Raw genomic sequence first — 19,103 nt, forward strand, 5'->3', positions numbered from 1 at the left:
GTAGCGTTCAAGTCAATTAATAATTGTCGTCTTAAATGCCGACAGAAACAAGGGAAAAAAGCGGGCTGGTAACACAAAAAAACAACGATTAACCGCTTGAAATTTAAGATTATATTAAAAAAAGAAAACGGCAGTGTCATTCTCATAGCGATGAAAGCCAGGAATGATCCACTGCCGTTGCAACAACGACGAACAAACCGTTAATCGTTGGTTAAGAGCTTCGTCATGCTTTCGCGGAACTTCTGCCCTTCTTTCAGATTACGCAGGCCATACTGTACAAACGCCTGCATATATCCCAGTTTTTTCCCACAGTCGTAGCTGTCGCCGGTCATCAGCATCGCATCAACCGACTGTTTCTTCGCCAGTTCCGCGATGGCATCCGTCAGCTGAATACGATCCCAGGCGCCTGGCTCGGTACGTTCCAGCTCAGCCCAGATTTCCGCATTCAGCACATAGCGGCCCACGGCCATCAGATCGGAATCGAGGGTCTGCGGCTGATCCGGCTTCTCGATAAACTCAACGATACGGCTGACTTTACCCTCGGTGTCCAGCGGCTCTTTGGTCTGAATCACGGAGTACTCAGACAGGTCACCTTTCATGCGCTTCGCCAGCACCTGGCTCCGGCCGGTCTCGTTGAAACGTGCCACCATGGCTGCAAGGTTGTAGCGCAGCGGATCGGCAGAAGCGTTGTCCAGGATGATATCCGGCAGGACGACAACAAACGGGTTGTCACCCACCACAGGGCGCGCGCACAGAATAGAGTGTCCCAGACCCAGCGGCTGCGCCTGGCGCACGTTCATGATGGTTACGCCCGGCGGGCAGATGGACTGCACTTCCGCCAGCAGCTGACGCTTAACGCGTTGCTCCAGAAGGGCTTCAAGTTCGTAGGAGGTGTCGAAGTGGTTTTCCACCGCATTCTTGGAGGAATGGGTAACCAGAACGATTTCTTTGATCCCTGCAGCAACAATCTCGTCGACGATGTACTGAATCATCGGCTTGTCAACGATCGGCAGCATCTCTTTAGGAATGGCTTTTGTGGCCGGGAGCAAATGCATGCCGAGACCGGCTACCGGAATGACCGCTTTCAAATTAATCATATTTCTTCCACCTTAAAATGGTTGCCGAATTATAGCCCTTTAGCCTGGTTTCGCCAGCACGAATTGCTACAAATCTGGTGATGATGTTACGCAATTACAGCGCAAATTCCAGCGGATGCAATCCGAATACTGGGGCTTTAATTCCAGGAATCCTCGCAAAATGCCGTCTGGTTAATATTTAGCGCTTCGGCAGTTTAAAATTCAGCCTTTCCGTGTTGATTGTATGATGGTCAATCCGGTCGATATCCACCGAACTTTGCCCTTTTTCATTAACGGCGTTAATGTTCGCCAGCGAAAGCAAGGTCTCGTCACGCGCCATAAACTTCCCGCGCACATCTTTGCGCAGATCGAAATTCAGTTTCAGGGCTGGCCCTCGCTCTGCATCCTGCATCACGTTGATATTGCGCATAAAAAGATGCTGAGGCTTATTGTGCAACTCCAGGGTGGCACGTTTCATATCAAGGTTAGTGAGCGCCACGAAGGAGGTTTTATTGCCGGAGGAGATCTGTATTCCGCGCAATTTTCGTGCAAGTTTCTGGTTGTCCAGATGGATATTGTTGAGACGAAAATTCTGCGGTATCGACAGGTAATTGCCTTTAATCACGCCGTAGCCAATTAACATGCCGGCGCTGTCGATCATCTCAACATCATCGATGACAAAATTATCGCAGCCATATATTGCGACCGTGGCGTTATCAATGCCCGCTTTCTTGCTGAAGTCCGGGGAGATATTTCGGGCTTTAACATTACGAATGATAAAGTGTTTGCCGTTTTCAACGTGTACCAGCTGGCGGCAATTGCTGCCGGTGATATTGGCTACCACAAAATTCTTCACCGTCTGGCCTTCAGGGTAATCGTTGTCGTAGGTGCTGCCGGCCAGACCAATGCCGATACCCCAGTTAATCTTGCCGTTGGTACAGTCGATATGGTCGATGACGTGGTCTGAGATCAGAATGTTTTTGTCATTGATCGCCACGTTCCACTCAATGGCGTCGCCCTGCAGGTAGCTGAAATGGCAGTTGGTAATCTTTGCGCCGTCCAGCTGATTATGAAAACCCTGGCGCAGGATCGCGTAATTGGCTTTAGTTACCCGCAGGTTATCGATCACCAGATTACGCATTACCCGCTTCTGTTTGCCACCGATATAAATCTGGGTCACCGGGCCATAGCCGCTCATCGCCAGGCCCTGAATCACGCAGTTGGAGCCACGCACGTCAAGGGTAATATTTTCGCTGCGCCCCTTCCCTTCACCGATTACCTTGCTGCCATCCTGCAATACCAACCGCCCGCGACCGTTGCCGGTCATCGCGCCGAGAATGCGCAGGGTCTTCCCCTCAGGGATAAAAATGGCGGCGTTGATGTTTTCGCAGGTCAGCCCCGCAGGCACCACGACGGTGTCACCCTCGGTAAAGGCCTGCTTAAATGCGGCGATCCCGTCACGAAGGTCATACCGGCTGATGTCAACCGTGGCGCTGTTCGTTGCGGCCCGTACCCCTACCAGCGGCGCGGCCGCCAGAACGGAACAGGTGGTGACAAACGCGCGTCGCGTCATCTCTTTCGGCATATTACCTCCGTTTAAAGCGTGTGTAGCAGAGTGGCTAACTGTCGATTAATAAGTTGTTGATTGAAATCGGTTTCCACCTTTTTGCGCGCGTTGTGCAGTACAGGTGAAAGCTCATGATCGGCAATGGCGGCAAACCGCTCCAGCTGGGCGGCCAGCGCCTCCGGGTTGTTCTCTTCCACCAGCCAGCCGGAATGGCCGGGTTCGATCAGCTCGGGTATACCGCTGTGCACCGTAGAAACCACCGGAATGCCCACCGCCATCGCTTCCATCAACGCAACCGGAATGCCCTCCATATCACCGTCCGTGCCGGTGACGGACGGGAGTAAAAAGACGTCGGCGGCATCAAGCATGGCTTTGACCTCATGGCTGGGCTTGAACCCGGGCATCTCAACATGCCCCTCCAGCTGATACTGCTCGATCAGGGTGCGCAACCGGCGCTCCCAGGGGCCAATGCCCAGAATGCGATAGCGAAAATCCACCCCACGCGACTTCAGCTGGCGGCAGGCTTCTATCGCCACGTGCAGCCCTTTTTTCTCGGTCAGGCGCGCAACAGAGATAATCTGCAGCGGTTGCCCGGGCGCCTTAACCGGGCGCTGGGTAAAGCGCTGCATATCCACACCCATGCGCGAGACGGAGATTTTTTCCGGCGGACAGCCCATAGTTCTGAGTCGCCCGGCCCACAGGTCGCTGATGGGCAGCATCATGTCGCCGCGCTGAAAGAGCCGCTGGTATTCAGGCGTATAGTGGTTAAGTACCTCACGGCTGGAGATATCAATCCCGTGAAAGACGGTGGCGATTTTTCCCTCAATCACCCCCAGCTCGCGCAGCTTGGCCGCCGTCACGCCCGCCGGGCCAAAGTGAGCGATAAAAACATCCGCACGCCACGGGCGGAGCGTCTGCCCACAAATAGCGGAGAGGATCAGGTTGCGCGACTCGGCGCCATAGCGGGAGACGTTCAGCGCCTTCCAGGTGCCGGGGCGGTGCAGCCCGCGCAGGGTCTGGCGGGCGCGGTAGCGCAGTTTCGCCAGTCGGCCCTGGGGCTCATCCTGCAGCCAGCGGGTCTTGCTGGCCAGGTCATACTGGGTCCAGGCAGCGTGGGTGTTCTGCGTATCGCCCTTTTGCAGGGCGATAATCTCCACCTCATAACCCATATCAATAAAAGCGGTGATCTGGTTAAGTACAAAGGTTTCGGACGAGAGCGGGAATTTCAGTAAGAAGAAACCAACCTTCATTTGCCCTCCCCGACCCGATCCAGCACCGATTTCACCATTTTGATGCCGTTTTCACGTTCGGCCTTCACCGCCACCGCCAGGCGTTCGTTGATGGCCGGCAGCTGGCCCAGGGTGTCGCCGACCATCGCGCCCAGCGAGCCGTCCAGCAAATGACGAATATCTACCGCCATCTCCGGCATACCCAGCTGCTGCATGATCCCCGCAGACTTGTGTTCGTAGTTGATGGCGATGGCCGGGGTGCCAAAGTTGATGGAGATGATCGCCGAATGCAGGCGGGTACCCACGGTCAGATCGCAGGCCCCCAGCAGCTTGCCCATCTCCAGGTCGTTCAGTTCGTCCATGACCACGTGGTAGCGCGACGGATCGCTGACGTGCTGACGCAGGTTGAGTGCCACCATTCGATCATCTTTGTTATAGCTGTCGATGCCGGTACAGGTAGAGAGCGCCAGCACCTGATAGCCGCTGTCCAGCACCCGGTTGACTACCTCGGCAAAGGCTTTCTCATAGGCCGCCTGGGTGGTGCCCAGACGCTTATCAAACGGCGCCAGTTCACGCAGGGTGATGGCGACGGTCTTCTGCTGCGCCGCCACGTTCAGCCAGTGCTGTACGGCATAGCTGGGGGTAAAGTTTGCCTCCTGATGATCCACCAGCCAGGCGGTATCGACGCCCTGCTCCACTTTGCGGGTATCGATCTCGCTGCGCTGCATCAGGTTCAGACTTACCGACTCGCGCAGGATCAGCGCGTCACAGTGACCAAACACGTAGTTTGCCAGCTGGTTGAACTGCGGATCCTGGAAGGGCCCGACGCTGTGCCCGACCATAAACAGCGGCTTTTTCGCCATAAAGGTGCAGAGCGCGTGTTCGAACTGCGGTACGCCGTAGAGGTCGACAAAAAACGATCCGCCCACCTGGATGATGGCGTCGTAGCCGGAGAGCAGACGGACAAAATCGGTAAAGCCCTGGGCGATGGCGATATTGCGCAGCTTACCGGTGTCGGTCACCCGGGAAAGCAGCACCTGGTGCTGGTAGCGGCGGCGCAGCACCTTTTTCACCCGGCCCATCACGCCGGCGGCGCTGTTGTGCTGTTTCATCTGGCTGTAGAGCGGATCGCCCATCACCGGGCGGTTCAGCAGCCAGGAGGAACTCACCGGATAACGGCTCATCACATCGACTTCTGTCTCGGGGGACAGCGCGTAAATAGCATCCAGCAGACCGCGCAAAATGGCGCTGTCACCACGGTTACCACAGGTATGGTTGCCCAGAATCAATAATTTCATAATAACCTCTTAAAAATTCCCCTCTCCAGAGGGAGAGAGGGAGGAAATAATTAGCCTGCGCGAAGCAGCGTTTTCATCTTTTCGTTGCGGCAGAACTGGCGCTTGATCTCCACCACCAGCGCGTTGCGCGACATCACAATCATCACTGCGAAGGCCAGCGCACCCGTGGCCACCTGCACCGCCAGTAGCGCCGCCAGCGGCAGATGGCCGTTCAGGGCTAGCCCTAAGCCATAGCTCACCGCCAGCGTCGGCAGCGACAGGTAAAACGGCAGCCACAGGCTGAGGATGTACTGGCGATAGCTGGAGCCCAGCACCGGCTTAATCATCACGAAGTAGCTCAGCACGGTATTGATGATCTGCACCAGCAGGAAGCCCAGCGTCACGCCCATCGCGCCGGCCAGATGGCCGCCGATGACGATCGCCGGAATAAACAGAAACGTTTTAAAAACATTGAATTTGAAGCTGATATCAACGCGGGCTTTGGCCATCAACAGCGAACCGATCGGATTGCCCACCGCGCGCAACAGCCCCACCAGGCACAGCAGCTGCAGGATCGGCACAACGCTGAGCCACTTCTCACCGAACACCAGCGGCACCAGATTTCCGGAGACCACCATCAGCCCCAGCAGGGTCGGGAAGTTGATGATCCCCACCACCGACAGCAGCTTGTAGAAGTTGAGCCGCAGCTTGTCGGTATCGTCCTGAATTTTGGCGAACGCCGGGAACAGCACCCGGGTGATGATCGGGTTGAGCTTCATCGGTGGCACCACCGCCACATTCCAGGCGAGGTTAAAGCCCCCGGCGACGCTGGCGCCGAGGGTGCGCGCCAGCACCAGGGTGGAGAGGTTGGTATTCACATAATTGATAATGCTGTCGGCGGTCAGCCAGGCGCCAAAGCGCAGGTTAGGCGCCACCGACGCGAGCGAGAAGCGCAAACCCGGGCGGTAAATTTTGCGACCGAAATAGCCGAACAGCAGCGTGCGCACGGCGGAGTTCACCAGATACCCGAGGATCGCGGTTAGCGCCAGCGGCCAGAAGTGGGCGCTGACCACGGTAAAGGTAAAACCGGCCAGCACCGCGCTGGTCTCAATCATGCCGATTTTGCTGAACTCCAGCTCCTTTTGCATCAGCGCGCGGAACTGCTGCCCGTGGGGGATCACCACAAACGCAAACGACAGCGTACGCATCAGGGGAGCCAGCTCAGGGTTATGCAAAACCCGGGCAATGAGATCGCTCAACAGGAACAGCGCCACGAACACGAGGATACCGAGGCCGACGTTCAGCCAGTAGAGGGTGGTCAGCTCAAGCTCGCTTATCGCTTTGCGCTGGATAATGGAGTTGGCGATACCGAAGTCCGACAGCGTATCGGCAAGGGCGATGATCACCAGCGAGACGGTCAACAGGCCAAACTGGTGGCTATCGATAATGCGTGCCAGAACGGTCATCTGTACCAGCCCAAGGCCGATGATGATCACCGTGGCGATAGCCGACCACTTTGCCCCACTGAGGGTTTTTTCACGTAAGCTCATGTCAGTACGCCGCTTTGTTCACAAAGCCCTTAAAGACGGTCAGAAAAACGATTTTGATATCAAACCAGAGACTCCACTCGCGGATGTACTCCAGATCGAACTCAATGCGTTTTTCCATTTTCTCCAGGGTGTCGGTCTCCCCGCGCCAGCCGTTGATTTGCGCCCAGCCAGTGATGCCCGGCTTCACTTTGTGGCGCAGCATGTAGCCTTCGATAAGCTGACGATACTGTTCGTTATGCGCCACCGCGTGCGGGCGTGGTCCGACGATAGACATGCCCCCGGTAAACACATTGATAAACTGCGGCAGTTCATCCAGGGAGGTGCGGCGCAGGAAGTTGCCGACGCGGGTCACGCGCGGGTCGTTTTGCGTCGCCTGGGTCACCACTTTGTCGTTCTCCATCACCTTCATGGAGCGGAATTTCCACACCATGATCGGCTTACCGTCCATGCCGTAACGGGTCTGACGGAAGATGACCGGTCCCGGGGAGCTTAGCTTCACCGCCAGCGCAATAGCGCAGAGCACCGGGGAGATCAGCAGCAGGATCAGCGAGGAGAGCATGATATCTTCCACGCGCTTCAGCACGCGGTTGAGCCCGGAGAGCGGCGTGTCATACAGCGGCACTACCGGCACGCCGTTCACCTCTTCGATACGGGAGTGCAGAATGTTAAAGGTGAACACATCGGGGATGAGGATCACCGAGCAGGTGGTGTCCGCCAGCTTGCGCATCAGGGTTTTGATGCGGGCCTCGTCGCTCATCGGCATGGCGATATAGACGTTGTGGATCTTGCCCGCTTTGGCATCGTCAACCAGCTGAGCATAGTTACCCGCCCAGTCGGCAGAGACGCCGCCCGGCTGCGCATCGTGATAGATCCCAACCACATCAAACCCCAGCCATGGCTCTTTACGAAAGCCGTCGAGCAGCGCCAGCCCGGACGGCAGACTCCCGGCTACCGCCACCCGACGGGTGTTGTAGCCCCGGTTACGCAGCCAGCCCGCGCCAAAGCGGATCAGGGACCGGCAGACCACCATTCCTACGCTGGTTAACAGGTACCAGGCAAAATAGGTGGCAAAGCGATTATCAAAGTCGTTATTGAAGGCCACCAGCCCGAAGCTGAAGACCAGGCTTAGGGTCCAGTTCTGCAACAGCAGCTGCAGCTCGGTGGTGATTTTGACACCACGCCATGAACGGTAAAAATCGGTCATCCCCCCGATCATCTGGAAGACCACCAGCGCGATCAGCGCCATCAGCAGGTGCATGTAGAGGAACGGCAGCCCGCTGAGTTTACACACCATCCACAAGCCGCCGACCATGATGGTGATATCAGAAAAACGCTGCACCATAGAGATTAACGATGCATTCGTTTTGGCTCGCTCGCGCTTTTTTAGATTTGTCATCGTTGTTCCTGTTTCAGGGCCCCCTCCCCCATCGGGAGAGGGGGAAAGGTTACTGATTCAACAGCGCCATAATGTCCTGCGTTCGCGCCGCCATCAGCGCCGCATCGGCGCGGGATTCCACGTTCAGGCGCACCACCGGCTCGGTGTTCGACGAGCGCAAATTGAAGCGCCACTGCGGGAAGCTCATGCTGATGCCGTCGGTCCGGTCAATCTCAAGCGCGTGCAGGGCAAAGTGGTTCTCCACGCGGGCAATCGCCTCGGCAGGCGCCGCCAGCGTGCTGTTGATCTCCCCGCTCGCCGGGAAGGCGGCCATGCGATCGCGCACCAGCTCACCCAGCGACTGCCCCTTCAGGCACAGCAGTTCGGTCACCAGCAGCCACGGGATCATCCCGCTGTCGCAGTAGGCAAAATCACGGAAGTAGTGATGGGCGCTCATCTCGCCGCCGTAAATGGCATCCTCTTCGCGCATCCGCTCTTTGATAAAGGCGTGTCCGGTTTTAGACATCACCGGCGTGCCGCCAGCAGCGGCGACCACGTCTACCGTATTCCAGGAGAGGCGCGGGTCATGAATAATGCGCGAGCCGGGGTTTTTCTCGAGGAAGGCTTCCGCCAGAAGACCAACAATGTAGTAGCCCTCGATAAACTGCCCCTTTTCGTCGAACAGGAAGCAGCGGTCAAAGTCGCCATCAAAAGCGATACCCATGTCAGCGCCGTGTTCGATCACGGCATTGCGGGTATCGGCCCGACACTCCGGCAGCAGCGGGTTCGGAATACCGTTCGGGAAATTGCCGTCCGGGGTGTTGTGCACCTTAACGAAGGTGACCGGCACGTTAAGCGCCTTAAAGCGGGCTTCCAGGGCGTCTACCACCGGACCTGCCGCGCCGTTGCCGGAGTTAATCACCAGCTTCAGCGGCTTAAGGTTCGCGAGGTCGATATAGCCCAGCAGGTGATCGATGTAGGCATCGCGCAGATCGATCTGTTCATAGCTGCCGCGGCTTGACTCATTCACCGGCGGGAAGTCGTTAGCTTCCGCCAGACGCTGCACGTCGCGCAGGCCAGTATCGCCGCTGATTGGGCGTGCCCCTTCGCGTACCAGCTTCATGCCGTTGTAGTCCATTGGGTTATGGCTGGCGGTCACTTCGATCCCGCCGTCAACGCCTAAATGGAAGGTGGCGAAATAGATCTCTTCGGTACCGGATAAACCGATATCCAGCACATCAACGCCCGCGTCCTGCAGCCCTTTCGCCAGCGCCAGTTTCAGTGCTTCGCTGGTCAGGCGCACGTCGCCGCCCAGCACAATGGTTTTCGGCTTTAAATATTCGCCGTACGCGCGGCCAATGCGCCACGCAATGTCCTCATTCAGCTCTTCACCCAGCTTGCCGCGAATATCGTAGGCTTTAAAACAGGTTAATTTTTGCATCATTACCCCTTTTTCAGGCAACAGTTGGCCCGACCCGGAGAGGGCCAATTTGATTTTTGTTTGGTGTCGTTCACAGGCCGGGTAAGCGAAGCGCCACCCGGCATTTCATGCGGCGCTATACCCGCCCGTAGCGGTCCTCGAAGCGGACGATATCGTCTTCCTCCAGGTACGAGCCGGAGCGCACTTCAATCAGGTCGAGGGGGATTTTCCCCGGGTTTTCAAGGCAGTGGGTCGCCCCCAGCGGGATGTAAATAGATTCGTTTTCACCGAGCAGGGTCTCCACATCATCGATGGTCACTTTGGCGGTCCCTGCCACCACCACCCAGTGCTCCGCACGGTGGTGATGCATCTGCACCGACAGCCCCTCGCCCGGCTTAACGGTGATACGTTTCACCTGGTAGCGATCGCCCTCGTCGATAGAGTCGTATTTGCCCCACGGGCGGTAGACTTCGCGGTGAATGTGGTGCTCATGGCGTCCATCGGCCTTGATCTGCTCCACTACTTTTTTGACGTCCTGCACCGCGTTGCGATCGGCGATCAGCACCGCGTCTTTGGTCTGAACGACCACCAGATCCTTCACCCCGACGGTAGTCACCAGGCCCGATTCGGCATACACATAGCTGTTTTCGGTTTTATGGCTGATCACATCCCCGTGATGGACGTTGCCTTCCGGCGACTGAGCGCTGATTTCCCATAATGACGACCAGGAGCCGACGTCGCTCCAGCCTGCATTCATTGGCACCACCACCGCATCGGCGGTTTTTTCCATCACCGCGTAATCCACCGACTCTTCCGGGCAAGAGAGGAACGCGGCTTCGTCCACGCGGATAAAGTCCAGATCGGGGTCGACGGTGGCCATTGCGCGCTCGCAGGCTTCGAGGATATCCGGGCGATACTTCTGCAGCTCTTCAAGATAACGTCCGGCGCGGAACAGGAACATGCCGCTGTTCCAGTAGTACTCGCCGCTGGCGACGTAGGCCTGGGCGGTTTCCATATTCGGTTTCTCAACGAACTGCGCCACGTCAAAGGCCAGGCTGTCGCCCGCCCCGGGGGTAACGCTGCCGCGGCGGATGTAGCCATAGCCGGTTTCCGGCAGATCGGGCACGATGCCAAAGGTCACCAGCTTGCCGCTGTCAGCATAAGGGATGGCCGCCCGCACCGCCTCGCGGAAGGCCTCTTCCTGCTGGATAACGTGATCGGCTGCCAGCACCAGCATCAGCGGATCGCAATCCGGGCTGCTGCGCTTCGCCGCCAGGGCTGCGAGGGCGATAGCCGGGGCGGTATTGCGCCCGGCCGGTTCAAGAATGATGTTTTCGGTAAGCTTGTTCAGCTGTCGCAGCTGCTCGGCGACGATAAAGCGGTGCTGTTCGTTACAGATCACCACCGGGCTTTCACAGTCCACACCGTTGAGACGGTTCACCGTGGTCTGCAGCATGGTGAGTTCCCCTTTCAGGCAGAGGAACTGCTTTGGATAGAGCACGCGGGAGAGTGGCCATAACCGGCTACCTGAGCCACCCGCCATCACAACCGGGTACAACGTATTCTTATTCATGATTTATCCCCGAATATCTGCAATAAACTGGTTCAGCACGTTCTCTTTTTCGAGCGTGCGTTCGGCATAGTCACGCGCTATCGCGTTCTCTTTGGGCATATTCAGCGCCTGTTCGATCCCGGCCACCAGCGCGGGCACCGATTCAGGCTCCACGCACACTGCGATCCCCGGCAGGCTGTCGCACAGCTGGCCCAGCTCGGTGTGGGTTTCGGCGGTGATGACCGCATTGCCGCCCACCGCCAGAATATTGGTTAGCTTGGAGGGCAGTACCGCATCCGCCGCCCCGCGCTTTTGCACCACCAGATGGCAATCGGCCATCTTCAGCAGCGCCGGTAAGGCGTCGTAAGGCTGTAGCGGCAGGAAGCTGACGTTCTGCAGGCCGCGCTCGCGGGCCATTTTTTGCAGCCGCGCTTTGCCGCCGCCCTGGCCGACAATCACAAACTGCAAGGGCTGGTCGCTGAGTTGCTCTGCGGCGTCAATCACGTTCTCAAGCCCCTGCTTCTCGCCGATGTTGCCGGAATAGAGAATGATTTTTTGCGCTTCCGGCAGACCCAGCTGCTCGCGCAGAACCGCAGCATCCGCGGACGTCACCTCACGAAAACGTGCCACTTCTGACCAGTTTGGAAAGAAGATCACCTTTTCCGCCGCCACGCCCTTCTCCTGCGCTTTATTCATCATCGAGCGGGAGATGGTGGAGACGTAGTCAACGTGATGCAGGCCGCTGCGCTCGAAGGCGCTGGCCAGTTTCGCCACTTTGCCGCCCTTGCCTTTCCCGGCCATCCCCAGGCCCAGCATGGCGTCCACTTCGTAATCCTGAATATGCAGCAGGGTGCGGGCGCCGGAGAGTTTGCCCAGCAGGCGCATACCCGGGGTGCAAAACAGAGTCGGCACCACGCCAATAATGCGATCCGGCTTCCAGCGACGTTGCGCCATCAGCGGGAAGAAACTGCTCAGGGCAAAGCTGCCCAGATGAATTAAACGTTTCAGCGTTGACGGCTGCTTCGGCACATACAGCGGGCAGCGCCAGACGGTGGCAGCTCCCTCTTCGCGGCGATAGCGCCAGCTGGAGTAGTGCTCACCCACCTGCCACTCGGGGTAGTAAGGCGGGGCGGTGATGACCCGCACCTCATGGCCCTGACGGGCCATCCACTCCACCATCTCGCCGGTGTATTTGCCGATACCGGTTAACTCCGGCGAGTAGTTGATGCCGTACACTAAAATTTTCATAAGCCCGGCACTCCGGCCTGCTGCAGAAAATAGGCCCGGCTGTTGTCATGCACGTTATCGCTTGCCAGCAGCGCGTCGGCCGTCAGCCAGCGGTAGTCATCATGCTGCGCATCAGGCAGACGCAGGTCTGCCTCGCTCACCTTCAGGCGAAAACCGAGCACCACATAGTGGGTGGTGAAATCGGTGCCGGAGAAGTTATCGTCATAGAAGTGCTGCCAGACCCCGTAGAACTGCCCCGCCGTCATCGGCAGACGGAGCCCCAGCTCCGCCTCTGTAAGACGTGCAAAGGCGTTTTCCAGCGTCTCGTCTTTCTGCACTCGCCCGCCCGGTACGAACCAGTAGCCCTGCGCCGGGCGGTTGGTGCGCTGCCCGAGCAGGAACTCGCCGCGTGCGTTCTCCACAATCAGATCGATGGAGATAAGCGGGGTGGAACGCACCACCGTGGCAAAATCTTCCTGACTTAAAAACATATCTACCCCCGGAAGCGGTGCTGATTTTCCAGGAACCACTGGTACGTGCTGGCCAGCCCCTGGGCCAGCGTCACCTCGTGGAACCAGCCCAGCTGGTGCAGACGGGTCACGTCCAGCAGCTTGCGCGGGGTGCCGTCGGGTTTGGTGGCATCGAACACTACGCGCCCCTTATACCCCACCACCTGGCTGATGGTCAGGGCCAGCTCACGAATGGTGCAGTCCACGCCGGTGCCGACGTTGATGTGCGACAGCATCGGCTCGGTGTTCTCCTGCCACACCTCCCGGGCCAGCTCCATCACATGAATGCTGGCAGCAGCCATATCATCCACGTGCAGGAACTCGCGCATCGGCGTGCCGCTGCCCCACACCACCACTTCCGGCGCGTTGCTGACCGTTGCTTCATGGAAGCGGCGCAGCAGCGCCGGGATCACATGGGAGTTGCTCGGGTGGAAGTTATCGTTCGGGCCGTACAGGTTGGTCGGCATCACCGAGCGATAGTCGCGACCATACTGGCGGTTATAGGATTCGCACAGTTTGATCCCGGCAATCTTGGCGATGGCGTAGGGCTCGTTGGTGGCCTCAAGCGTGCCCTGCAGCAGTTCGCTTTCGGCAATCGGCTGCTTCGCCAGCTTCGGATAGATACAGGATGAACCGAGGAACAGCAGCTTATTCACGTTGTGCAGGTGCGCCGCGTGAATGATGTTGCTCTCGATCATCATGTTCTCGTAGATAAAATCCGCCGGGTAGGTATTGTTGGCGACAATACCCCCCACTTTCGCCGCCGCCAGATAGACCTGGTCGATGCGCTGTTCGGCAAAGAAGGCCTCTACCGCTTGCGCATCCAGCAGGTTAAGCTCGTCACGCGTGCGCAGCACCAGCTCGACGTTGCCACGCTGTTCCAGCTGGCGGACAATCGCCGATCCCACCATCCCGCGATGACCGGCAACAAAAATACGTTGTTTGCTCATACTCAGGACTCCAGCGCGATGGCAACCTCGTAGCCATGGGACTTAAGCAGGGAGTGTTTTTTCGCCGCTTCGAGATCTTTTGCCACCATCTCGGAGACCATCTCCTGCAGCGTGGTTTCTGGTTTCCAGCCCAGCTTTTCGTGCGCTTTGGTTGGGTCGCCCAGCAGGGTTTCTACCTCGGCAGGACGGAAGTAGCGCGGGTCAACTTCAACAATGACATCGCCCGGCTGCACGCCCGGCGCGTCGTGTCCGGTAACGGAAACCACGATGCCCTTCTCATCCACGCCGGTGCCTTCAAAGCGCAGCTTGATGCCCAGCTGGGCGGCAGCCATCTCCACGAACTGACGCACGGAGTACTGCACGCCGGTGGCGATCACGAAGTCTTCGGGTTTTTCCTGCTGCAGCATCATCCACTGCATTTTTACGTAATCTTTGGCATGACCCCAGTCACGCAGGGAGTCCATGTTGCCGAGGTGCAGCTTCTTCTCCAGGCCCTGGGCGATGTTGGCGATAGCGCGGGTGATTTTGCGGGTCACAAAGGTTTCGCCGCGACGCGGGGATTCGTGGTTGAACAGAATGCCGTTACAGGCGTACATACCGTAGGATTCGCGGTAGTTTACGGTGATCCAGTAGGCGTACATTTTCGCCACCGCATACGGGGAGCGCGGGTAGAAAGGCGTAGTCTCTTTCTGCGGGATCTCCTGCACCAGGCCATACAGCTCGGAGGTAGAAGCCTGATAGAAACGGGTCTTCTTCTCGAGGCCGAGGAAGCGGATCGCCTCCAGCAGGCGCAGGGTACCGATGGCGTCAACGTCAGCGGTATATTCCGGCGATTCGAAGGAGACAGCCACGTGGCTCATGGCGCCCAGGTTGTAGACCTCATCCGGCTGCACTTCCTGCAGAATACGGGTCAGGTTGGAGGTATCGGTCAGATCGCCATAGTGCAGGTGGAACTTCGGGTTCGCCGCGTGCGGATCTTGGTAAATATGATCCACGCGCTCGGTATTGAATGAAGAGGCGCGACGCTTAATACCGTGAACTTCGTAACCTTTCTCCAGTAGCAGTTCTGCCAGGTAAGAACCATCCTGGCCGGTAACGCCGGTGATGAGAGCGACTTTAGACATGTTTATTTTCTCCAGACTTATCAGAAGTTATTCAGTTTCAACGCGTTCGCGTATCACCACTGCGGGATTGCCACGGCAAAGCTGGTTTGCCGGAAGCGATTTAAAAACGCTACTGCGCGCGCCAATAACGGTGCCATTGCCGATGGTGACGCCAGGGGCGACAAATACGTCGGTCGCCAGCCAGCATTTCTCGCCAATGGTGATGGGCTGCGCGTTAATATCAAAATGTTGACTCATATAATCGTGGCTGCCGGTGCACAGGTAGCATTTCTGCGATACCACTGCGTTGGCCCCAATGGAAATATCGCCCAGGGTGTATAACACCGCGTCATCGCCGACCCAGGCATAATCACCCAGGGTTAATTTCCACGGGTAAGTAATTTTTACCGACGGACGGATCACTACGTTTTTTCCGATTTTTGCGCCGAAGCAGCGTAATAAAAATGCACGCCAGCGATACATTATTTGCGGTGACCAGGCAAATAAGGTTGCCTGCACTGCCCACCATAACTGCACCTTAATTCCCCCTGCGCCACGAAACCCTTTTGGCACAGCGAAGCCACTTAATTCCTGCATAGTATTTCCTTATATTCAGACTTTGTTATATAAGGCTTTGGTTTTACCCGTGGTTTTAAGACGTAATAAATAAGATAATTCCGCCCACAGTCCCGGCACGCGTAATATTTCACGTTGCACCTTACGGGCATCCTGACATAATTCCAGATTATTCGAGGTTGACACACCGCCCATTGAAAATTCAGACACCAGGCCAGGAAGACGTTTAAAACGATAACCGGCTTTATAAAGTCTGGCGGTCAGGGCGTAATCCGATGAGACGCGGTACTGCAAATCGTACGGGTACGTTTTTAATCCACTTAATGGAAAGAAAATCGCCTGATGGCTGGCAGGCAGGCTGTGATAAATATACCACCCCGGCTTCGCCGTCCGGCGTGTCTTATTTCCGTCACCAAAATCGAGTAAGGCGTCGCCCATGTACATCGCATTATCCTGCGCCCGGGCGAGCTGGCGAACAAACTGCGCCACGTCGTCATGAAAAATATCGCCGGAGTTCAGGAAAATGGCGTAGCGCCCCTGGGCCATATCGATGCCTTTATTCATGGCATCGTAGATCCCGCGATCCTTCTCGCTGATATAACGTAAGTTATACTCACCATTGAGTTTTTCGAGAAATTCTGCGGTGCCGTCACCGGAGCCACCATCGACCACAATCCATTCAAAGCTGAGGCTGGGATCGCCTGCCAGATTGCGCAGTGACCGCCAGGTTTTTACTACTCCCTCGTAGTTACGAAAGGCGACAGTAATAACGCTTAGTAACATAAACCACCTCGTTATGAATGCGTAATATTAAGCGCCTTGCGCAAAATAAACGGGCATACGATCAAAAATGCATACTCTGGGCTAAATATTGACCCGGTAAAAAACAGCGATACAGGCGTAAAAAGATAAAGCTGTACGCGAAAATTCTGATTATCACCAAAAGCGCTAAGCGTCATTTTGAATACTTTAAACAGATACCACGCTGTTAATAACACCGCGAACCAGGAAAAATAAATAATCAGCAGATACAAGCCATTGTCTATTGTTTTCCCGACATCCGCACCGTTAAAGATTCCGAATGATGCGACATATTCATAAAGTGAGCCAAATCTGACTACGCCGTCAATATGGGTTAAAGAGTACCCCACCATGACCAGCGGACCGATAATACGGTAATAGGACGACGAACCTTCGGTTCCTAAATCCCCCAGACGCTCTGAAATATACGGGAAGGCAAAAACCACCCCCACCATAAACACGGACAATGAAATGATCGCTAAAGGTAACTTTTTCCTGATGGCCTCTTTATTGAGATACTGAAATGCCCACTCCAGCAGGTAAAACAGAATAAAGGTCATTACCCCTGAGAACGAACCTGACAGAACAATTCCTGCAAGAATCATAGCATCGCTCTTGGGCGTTTTGATACCAAACTGTTTGATGCTGAGCCAAATTGAGATTAACGCCAGAGCGAAGAACGCCGGTTCGAAATAGAGTGCAGTGGTACGCTTGCCGCCAAATTTAATGAAATTCAGTACATAGCTATTACTGTAAATAAGATATTTCGAAATTATTTCCATCAGGCTACTGCCGCCGGTCAAAATAATTTGCGCCATCTCCAGTGCGGCGAGGGTAACGATAATTCCCACCACCAGATAAAAGAACCTGAGGATCTTCCGATAATTGTGCGGTGAGATGGTTTTAAAGCGAATACTCCACACCATACCGATAATGATGACGATATAAACAAACAGCATGGTGGAGGTGACATATTTGCTGGCATCCAGCGACTGGCCAAAAATGTAGTTAAAGGCCGTCAGCCCCGCGCCCATTCCCAGGGCTATCATCAGCTTTTTCACGCTGATCTTGTCGACAAACAGCAACAGCAGCACCGGTAAGAAAGTGACGATGGTGATGGGGAAGCTCTCGCCAAGCTGGGCAATTTTGACGTTGACCAGCAGATAGATGAGCGGCAGCAGCAGGTAGCTACAGATTCTGATAGAACGAGACATACTCCTCCAGCATCTGTTGTCCACTGTAGGCCTGACGGCTGCGGGTGCGGAAATCCTCAAGCGTGGTGCCAAACACCGCCTGCGCGATTGCTGACTTAGACAGCTGCACCAGCGGCAGCACGGCCTCTTCGCTGAAGGTTTTGCCCCCCGATTTTTCCAGCACCTCCCGTGCGGCGTCGCTGTGGGTGGCGATCACCGGCACCCCGATAGAGAGCGCTTCGCACAGAATCAGCGGATAGTTATCAACGCGGGAGCTGAACACCAGCGCATCCATCCCGTTCAGGGCGCTCATCAGCTTACGTTTGTCGGTTTCGAAGCCGTGATTCACCACGTTCGGCCCTTCGAAGGGTGAAAACTTACCGAAGGTATGCAGTTCGATTTTGTCGCCAAGCGCCATCATGTCGCGCACCAGCTGCTGGTTGGTTTTGCCGTCATAGCGCAGGTCATGAGCAACCACGGCAATTTTTGGCTTACCGGCGGTTACGGCGACCGGGGTCAGTTCTGCCAGAATCGCTTCCGTCGCCACGTCTATGCCGTTGTTAATGATCCGACAGCGCCCTGCCCCGTACAGGCTGTTAAAGGCATCGGCCACATGCTGGCTGGGAGAGATAAACTGGCAGCCCAGGGCCAGCATATCGCGAAACAGCTGGCGCTTACCGTCCACCAGCTTATGGGCGCGATCCACCTTCACCGGCGGATAGTTGCTGAGCGTCGGGCATTTCTGGCAATCATTTTTCCAGCCTTCGCAACCGTCGGTAAAGGCGCAGCGACCGGTCACGCTCCAGTGGTCGTGCAGGGTCCAGACGAAGGTGGTGTCGGGCTTATGGGCCTGCACGTTTTCGCAGAATGCTACCACCTCTTCCAGCTTCAGCCAGTAGCTGTGCAGCACGTGAAAATGCAGCACCACCGGGCCCGGCATGCGGGTCACGGTGCGGTACAGGCTGTTGAGATTACCGAACAGGTCGCGGTTAAACAGGCGGAACAGCGCGATGTTAGCCACCGAGGTCAGGCGCGGAGTGTGTTTTACCACCTGCGGATAGCGATCGTGGCTGACGCTTTTTTTGCCGCCTTTACCGTAGCCATAGATAAAGCGCGACTGAAGCCCTTTTTGCAGCGCCCGCTGGTGCAGATCCAGCGCCACCCCTGCCGCGCCCCCTTCGGCGAGACGGACGTTAAATTGCAGAATATTCATTTGATCACCTTCACGCGGGCCTTCTCGCCCACCACCAGCGCGTTGTCCGGGATACTGTCCAGTACCACGCTTCCCGCTCCGACAGTGACGTTATTACCGATGGTGATATCGCCGATCATCACCACGTTGGCGCCCAGCTCGACGTTATTGCCGATTACCGGACAGGCCAGGCTGTCCGGGCCGCGGTTGCCGAGGGTAACACCGTGGCGGATGGTAAAATCATCCCCGGCAACCACGAATTTATTGATTACGACGGCATAGCCGTGGTGAATAGTGAAACGGCGACCGATGGTGGCGGCAGCCTGGATTTCGTAGCCGAAGAGACACTCGGTGATGAGGCGGTACAGCACCAGCACCGGCGCCGCCCACAGATTGTTCAGGACGTTCTTTTTGCGCCACACCGAGCAAAAATGCGCCACCCGGTAGGCCAGCACCATGCAGCAGGGGCGCAGGCTCCAGCTGTTTGCACGACAATCTTCCAGCAC

At 56.6% G+C, this 19,103-nt stretch carries 17 protein-coding genes; all 17 read right to left on the reverse strand.

Going from position 1 to position 19,103, the window contains the following annotated elements:
• Positions 1-200 precede the first annotated feature (200 nt).
• The 17 genes from galF to wcaB all read right to left on the reverse strand — a co-directional run bounded on the left by galF (position 201) and on the right by wcaB (position 19,103).
• The gene (gene galF / locus MXM41_RS05325; protein ID WP_325930353.1) at positions 201-1,097 is read right to left on the reverse strand and encodes a GalU regulator GalF; all 897 of its coding nucleotides are present in this window, start codon (positions 1,095-1,097) and stop codon (positions 201-203) included.
• A 178-nt stretch (positions 1,098-1,275) separates the two neighbouring features.
• Positions 1,276-2,661: a colanic acid biosynthesis protein WcaM gene (gene wcaM / locus MXM41_RS05330; protein WP_325930354.1), complete on the reverse strand. Its 1,386-nt coding sequence runs from the start codon at positions 2,659-2,661 to the stop codon at positions 1,276-1,278.
• Positions 2,662-2,672: 11 nt separating this feature from the next.
• Positions 2,673-3,893, reverse strand: coding sequence for a colanic acid biosynthesis glycosyltransferase WcaL (wcaL, locus tag MXM41_RS05335; protein WP_325930355.1), 1,221 nt, complete (start codon positions 3,891-3,893; stop codon positions 2,673-2,675).
• Positions 3,890-5,170: a colanic acid biosynthesis pyruvyl transferase WcaK gene (wcaK, locus tag MXM41_RS05340; RefSeq protein ID WP_325930357.1), complete on the reverse strand. Its 1,281-nt coding sequence runs from the start codon at positions 5,168-5,170 to the stop codon at positions 3,890-3,892. Before wcaK ends, wcaL begins: the two co-directional genes overlap by 4 nt.
• A 50-nt stretch (positions 5,171-5,220) precedes the next feature.
• The gene (gene wzxC, locus MXM41_RS05345) at positions 5,221-6,699 is read right to left on the reverse strand and encodes a colanic acid undecaprenyl disphosphate flippase WzxC (protein WP_325930358.1); all 1,479 of its coding nucleotides are present in this window, start codon (positions 6,697-6,699) and stop codon (positions 5,221-5,223) included.
• Position 6,700: 1 nt separating this feature from the next.
• Positions 6,701-8,095 carry an undecaprenyl-phosphate glucose phosphotransferase gene (gene wcaJ / locus MXM41_RS05350; protein ID WP_325930359.1) on the reverse strand — a complete coding sequence of 465 codons (1,395 nt, stop codon included), beginning with the start codon at positions 8,093-8,095 and terminating at the stop codon, positions 6,701-6,703.
• Between the two features lie 49 nt (positions 8,096-8,144).
• On the reverse strand, positions 8,145-9,515 hold the full coding sequence (cpsG, locus tag MXM41_RS05355) for a colanic acid biosynthesis phosphomannomutase CpsG (RefSeq protein ID WP_325930361.1): 1,371 nt from the start codon (positions 9,513-9,515) through the stop codon (positions 8,145-8,147).
• Positions 9,516-9,630: 115 nt separating this feature from the next.
• Positions 9,631-11,067 carry a mannose-1-phosphate guanyltransferase gene (cpsB, locus tag MXM41_RS05360; protein ID WP_325930363.1) on the reverse strand — a complete coding sequence of 479 codons (1,437 nt, stop codon included), beginning with the start codon at positions 11,065-11,067 and terminating at the stop codon, positions 9,631-9,633.
• A 3-nt stretch (positions 11,068-11,070) separates the two neighbouring features.
• On the reverse strand, positions 11,071-12,294 hold the full coding sequence (wcaI, locus tag MXM41_RS05365; RefSeq protein WP_325930366.1) for a colanic acid biosynthesis fucosyltransferase WcaI: 1,224 nt from the start codon (positions 12,292-12,294) through the stop codon (positions 11,071-11,073).
• Complete coding sequence (locus MXM41_RS05370; protein WP_325930367.1) at positions 12,291-12,764, reverse strand: GDP-mannose mannosyl hydrolase; 474 nt, start codon at positions 12,762-12,764, stop codon at positions 12,291-12,293. The genes wcaI and MXM41_RS05370 overlap by 4 nt, the downstream gene beginning before the upstream one ends.
• Positions 12,765-12,766: 2 nt before the next feature.
• The gene (fcl, locus tag MXM41_RS05375) at positions 12,767-13,732 is read right to left on the reverse strand and encodes a GDP-L-fucose synthase (protein WP_325930368.1); all 966 of its coding nucleotides are present in this window, start codon (positions 13,730-13,732) and stop codon (positions 12,767-12,769) included.
• A gap of 2 nt (positions 13,733-13,734) precedes the next feature.
• Positions 13,735-14,856, reverse strand: a complete 1,122-nt coding sequence (gene gmd / locus MXM41_RS05380) for a GDP-mannose 4,6-dehydratase (protein WP_103180220.1) — start codon at positions 14,854-14,856, stop codon at positions 13,735-13,737.
• 27 nt (positions 14,857-14,883) lie between these two features.
• Positions 14,884-15,432, reverse strand: coding sequence for a colanic acid biosynthesis acetyltransferase WcaF (gene wcaF, locus MXM41_RS05385; RefSeq protein ID WP_325930370.1), 549 nt, complete (start codon positions 15,430-15,432; stop codon positions 14,884-14,886).
• Between the two features lie 15 nt (positions 15,433-15,447).
• A complete protein-coding gene (gene wcaE / locus MXM41_RS05390; RefSeq protein ID WP_325930371.1) occupies positions 15,448-16,194 on the reverse strand; it encodes a colanic acid biosynthesis glycosyltransferase WcaE in 747 nt (248 codons plus the stop codon).
• A gap of 11 nt (positions 16,195-16,205) precedes the next feature.
• The gene (wcaD, locus tag MXM41_RS05395) at positions 16,206-17,426 is read right to left on the reverse strand and encodes a colanic acid polymerase WcaD (protein WP_325930859.1); all 1,221 of its coding nucleotides are present in this window, start codon (positions 17,424-17,426) and stop codon (positions 16,206-16,208) included.
• Positions 17,401-18,618: a colanic acid biosynthesis glycosyltransferase WcaC gene (gene wcaC, locus MXM41_RS05400; RefSeq protein ID WP_325930372.1), complete on the reverse strand. Its 1,218-nt coding sequence runs from the start codon at positions 18,616-18,618 to the stop codon at positions 17,401-17,403. The genes wcaD and wcaC overlap by 26 nt, the downstream gene beginning before the upstream one ends.
• Positions 18,615-19,103, reverse strand: a complete 489-nt coding sequence (wcaB, locus tag MXM41_RS05405; RefSeq protein ID WP_325930861.1) for a colanic acid biosynthesis acetyltransferase WcaB — start codon at positions 19,101-19,103, stop codon at positions 18,615-18,617. Before wcaB ends, wcaC begins: the two co-directional genes overlap by 4 nt.

The sequence above is a fragment of the Leclercia adecarboxylata genome, assembly GCF_035787115.1.
In the GTDB taxonomy this organism is placed as follows: Bacteria; Pseudomonadota; Gammaproteobacteria; order Enterobacterales; family Enterobacteriaceae; genus Enterobacter; species Enterobacter adecarboxylatus_E.

What these genes read in the sequence shown, in the direction of transcription:
- wcaF (WP_325930370.1), bottom strand. Translation starts at nt 15,432, where the DNA reads ATGCAGGAATTAAGTGGCTTCGCTGTGCCAAAAGGGTTTCGTGGCGCA.
- wcaK (WP_325930357.1), bottom strand. Translation starts at nt 5,170, where the DNA reads ATGAAATTATTGATTCTGGGCAACCATACCTGTGGTAACCGTGGTGAC.
- cpsB (WP_325930363.1), bottom strand. Translation starts at nt 11,067, where the DNA reads ATGAATAAGAATACGTTGTACCCGGTTGTGATGGCGGGTGGCTCAGGT.
- wcaJ (WP_325930359.1), bottom strand. Translation starts at nt 8,095, where the DNA reads ATGACAAATCTAAAAAAGCGCGAGCGAGCCAAAACGAATGCATCGTTA.
- wcaE (WP_325930371.1), bottom strand. Translation starts at nt 16,194, where the DNA reads ATGTTACTAAGCGTTATTACTGTCGCCTTTCGTAACTACGAGGGAGTA.
- wcaD (WP_325930859.1), bottom strand. Translation starts at nt 17,426, where the DNA reads ATGTCTCGTTCTATCAGAATCTGTAGCTACCTGCTGCTGCCGCTCATC.
- wcaL (WP_325930355.1), bottom strand. Translation starts at nt 3,893, where the DNA reads ATGAAGGTTGGTTTCTTCTTACTGAAATTCCCGCTCTCGTCCGAAACC.
- wcaI (WP_325930366.1), bottom strand. Translation starts at nt 12,294, where the DNA reads ATGAAAATTTTAGTGTACGGCATCAACTACTCGCCGGAGTTAACCGGT.
- cpsG (WP_325930361.1), bottom strand. Translation starts at nt 9,515, where the DNA reads ATGCAAAAATTAACCTGTTTTAAAGCCTACGATATTCGCGGCAAGCTG.
- galF (WP_325930353.1), bottom strand. Translation starts at nt 1,097, where the DNA reads ATGATTAATTTGAAAGCGGTCATTCCGGTAGCCGGTCTCGGCATGCAT.
- MXM41_RS05370 (WP_325930367.1), bottom strand. Translation starts at nt 12,764, where the DNA reads ATGTTTTTAAGTCAGGAAGATTTTGCCACGGTGGTGCGTTCCACCCCG.
- wcaC (WP_325930372.1), bottom strand. Translation starts at nt 18,618, where the DNA reads ATGAATATTCTGCAATTTAACGTCCGTCTCGCCGAAGGGGGCGCGGCA.
- wcaM (WP_325930354.1), bottom strand. Translation starts at nt 2,661, where the DNA reads ATGCCGAAAGAGATGACGCGACGCGCGTTTGTCACCACCTGTTCCGTT.
- gmd (WP_103180220.1), bottom strand. Translation starts at nt 14,856, where the DNA reads ATGTCTAAAGTCGCTCTCATCACCGGCGTTACCGGCCAGGATGGTTCT.
- fcl (WP_325930368.1), bottom strand. Translation starts at nt 13,732, where the DNA reads ATGAGCAAACAACGTATTTTTGTTGCCGGTCATCGCGGGATGGTGGGA.
- wzxC (WP_325930358.1), bottom strand. Translation starts at nt 6,699, where the DNA reads ATGAGCTTACGTGAAAAAACCCTCAGTGGGGCAAAGTGGTCGGCTATC.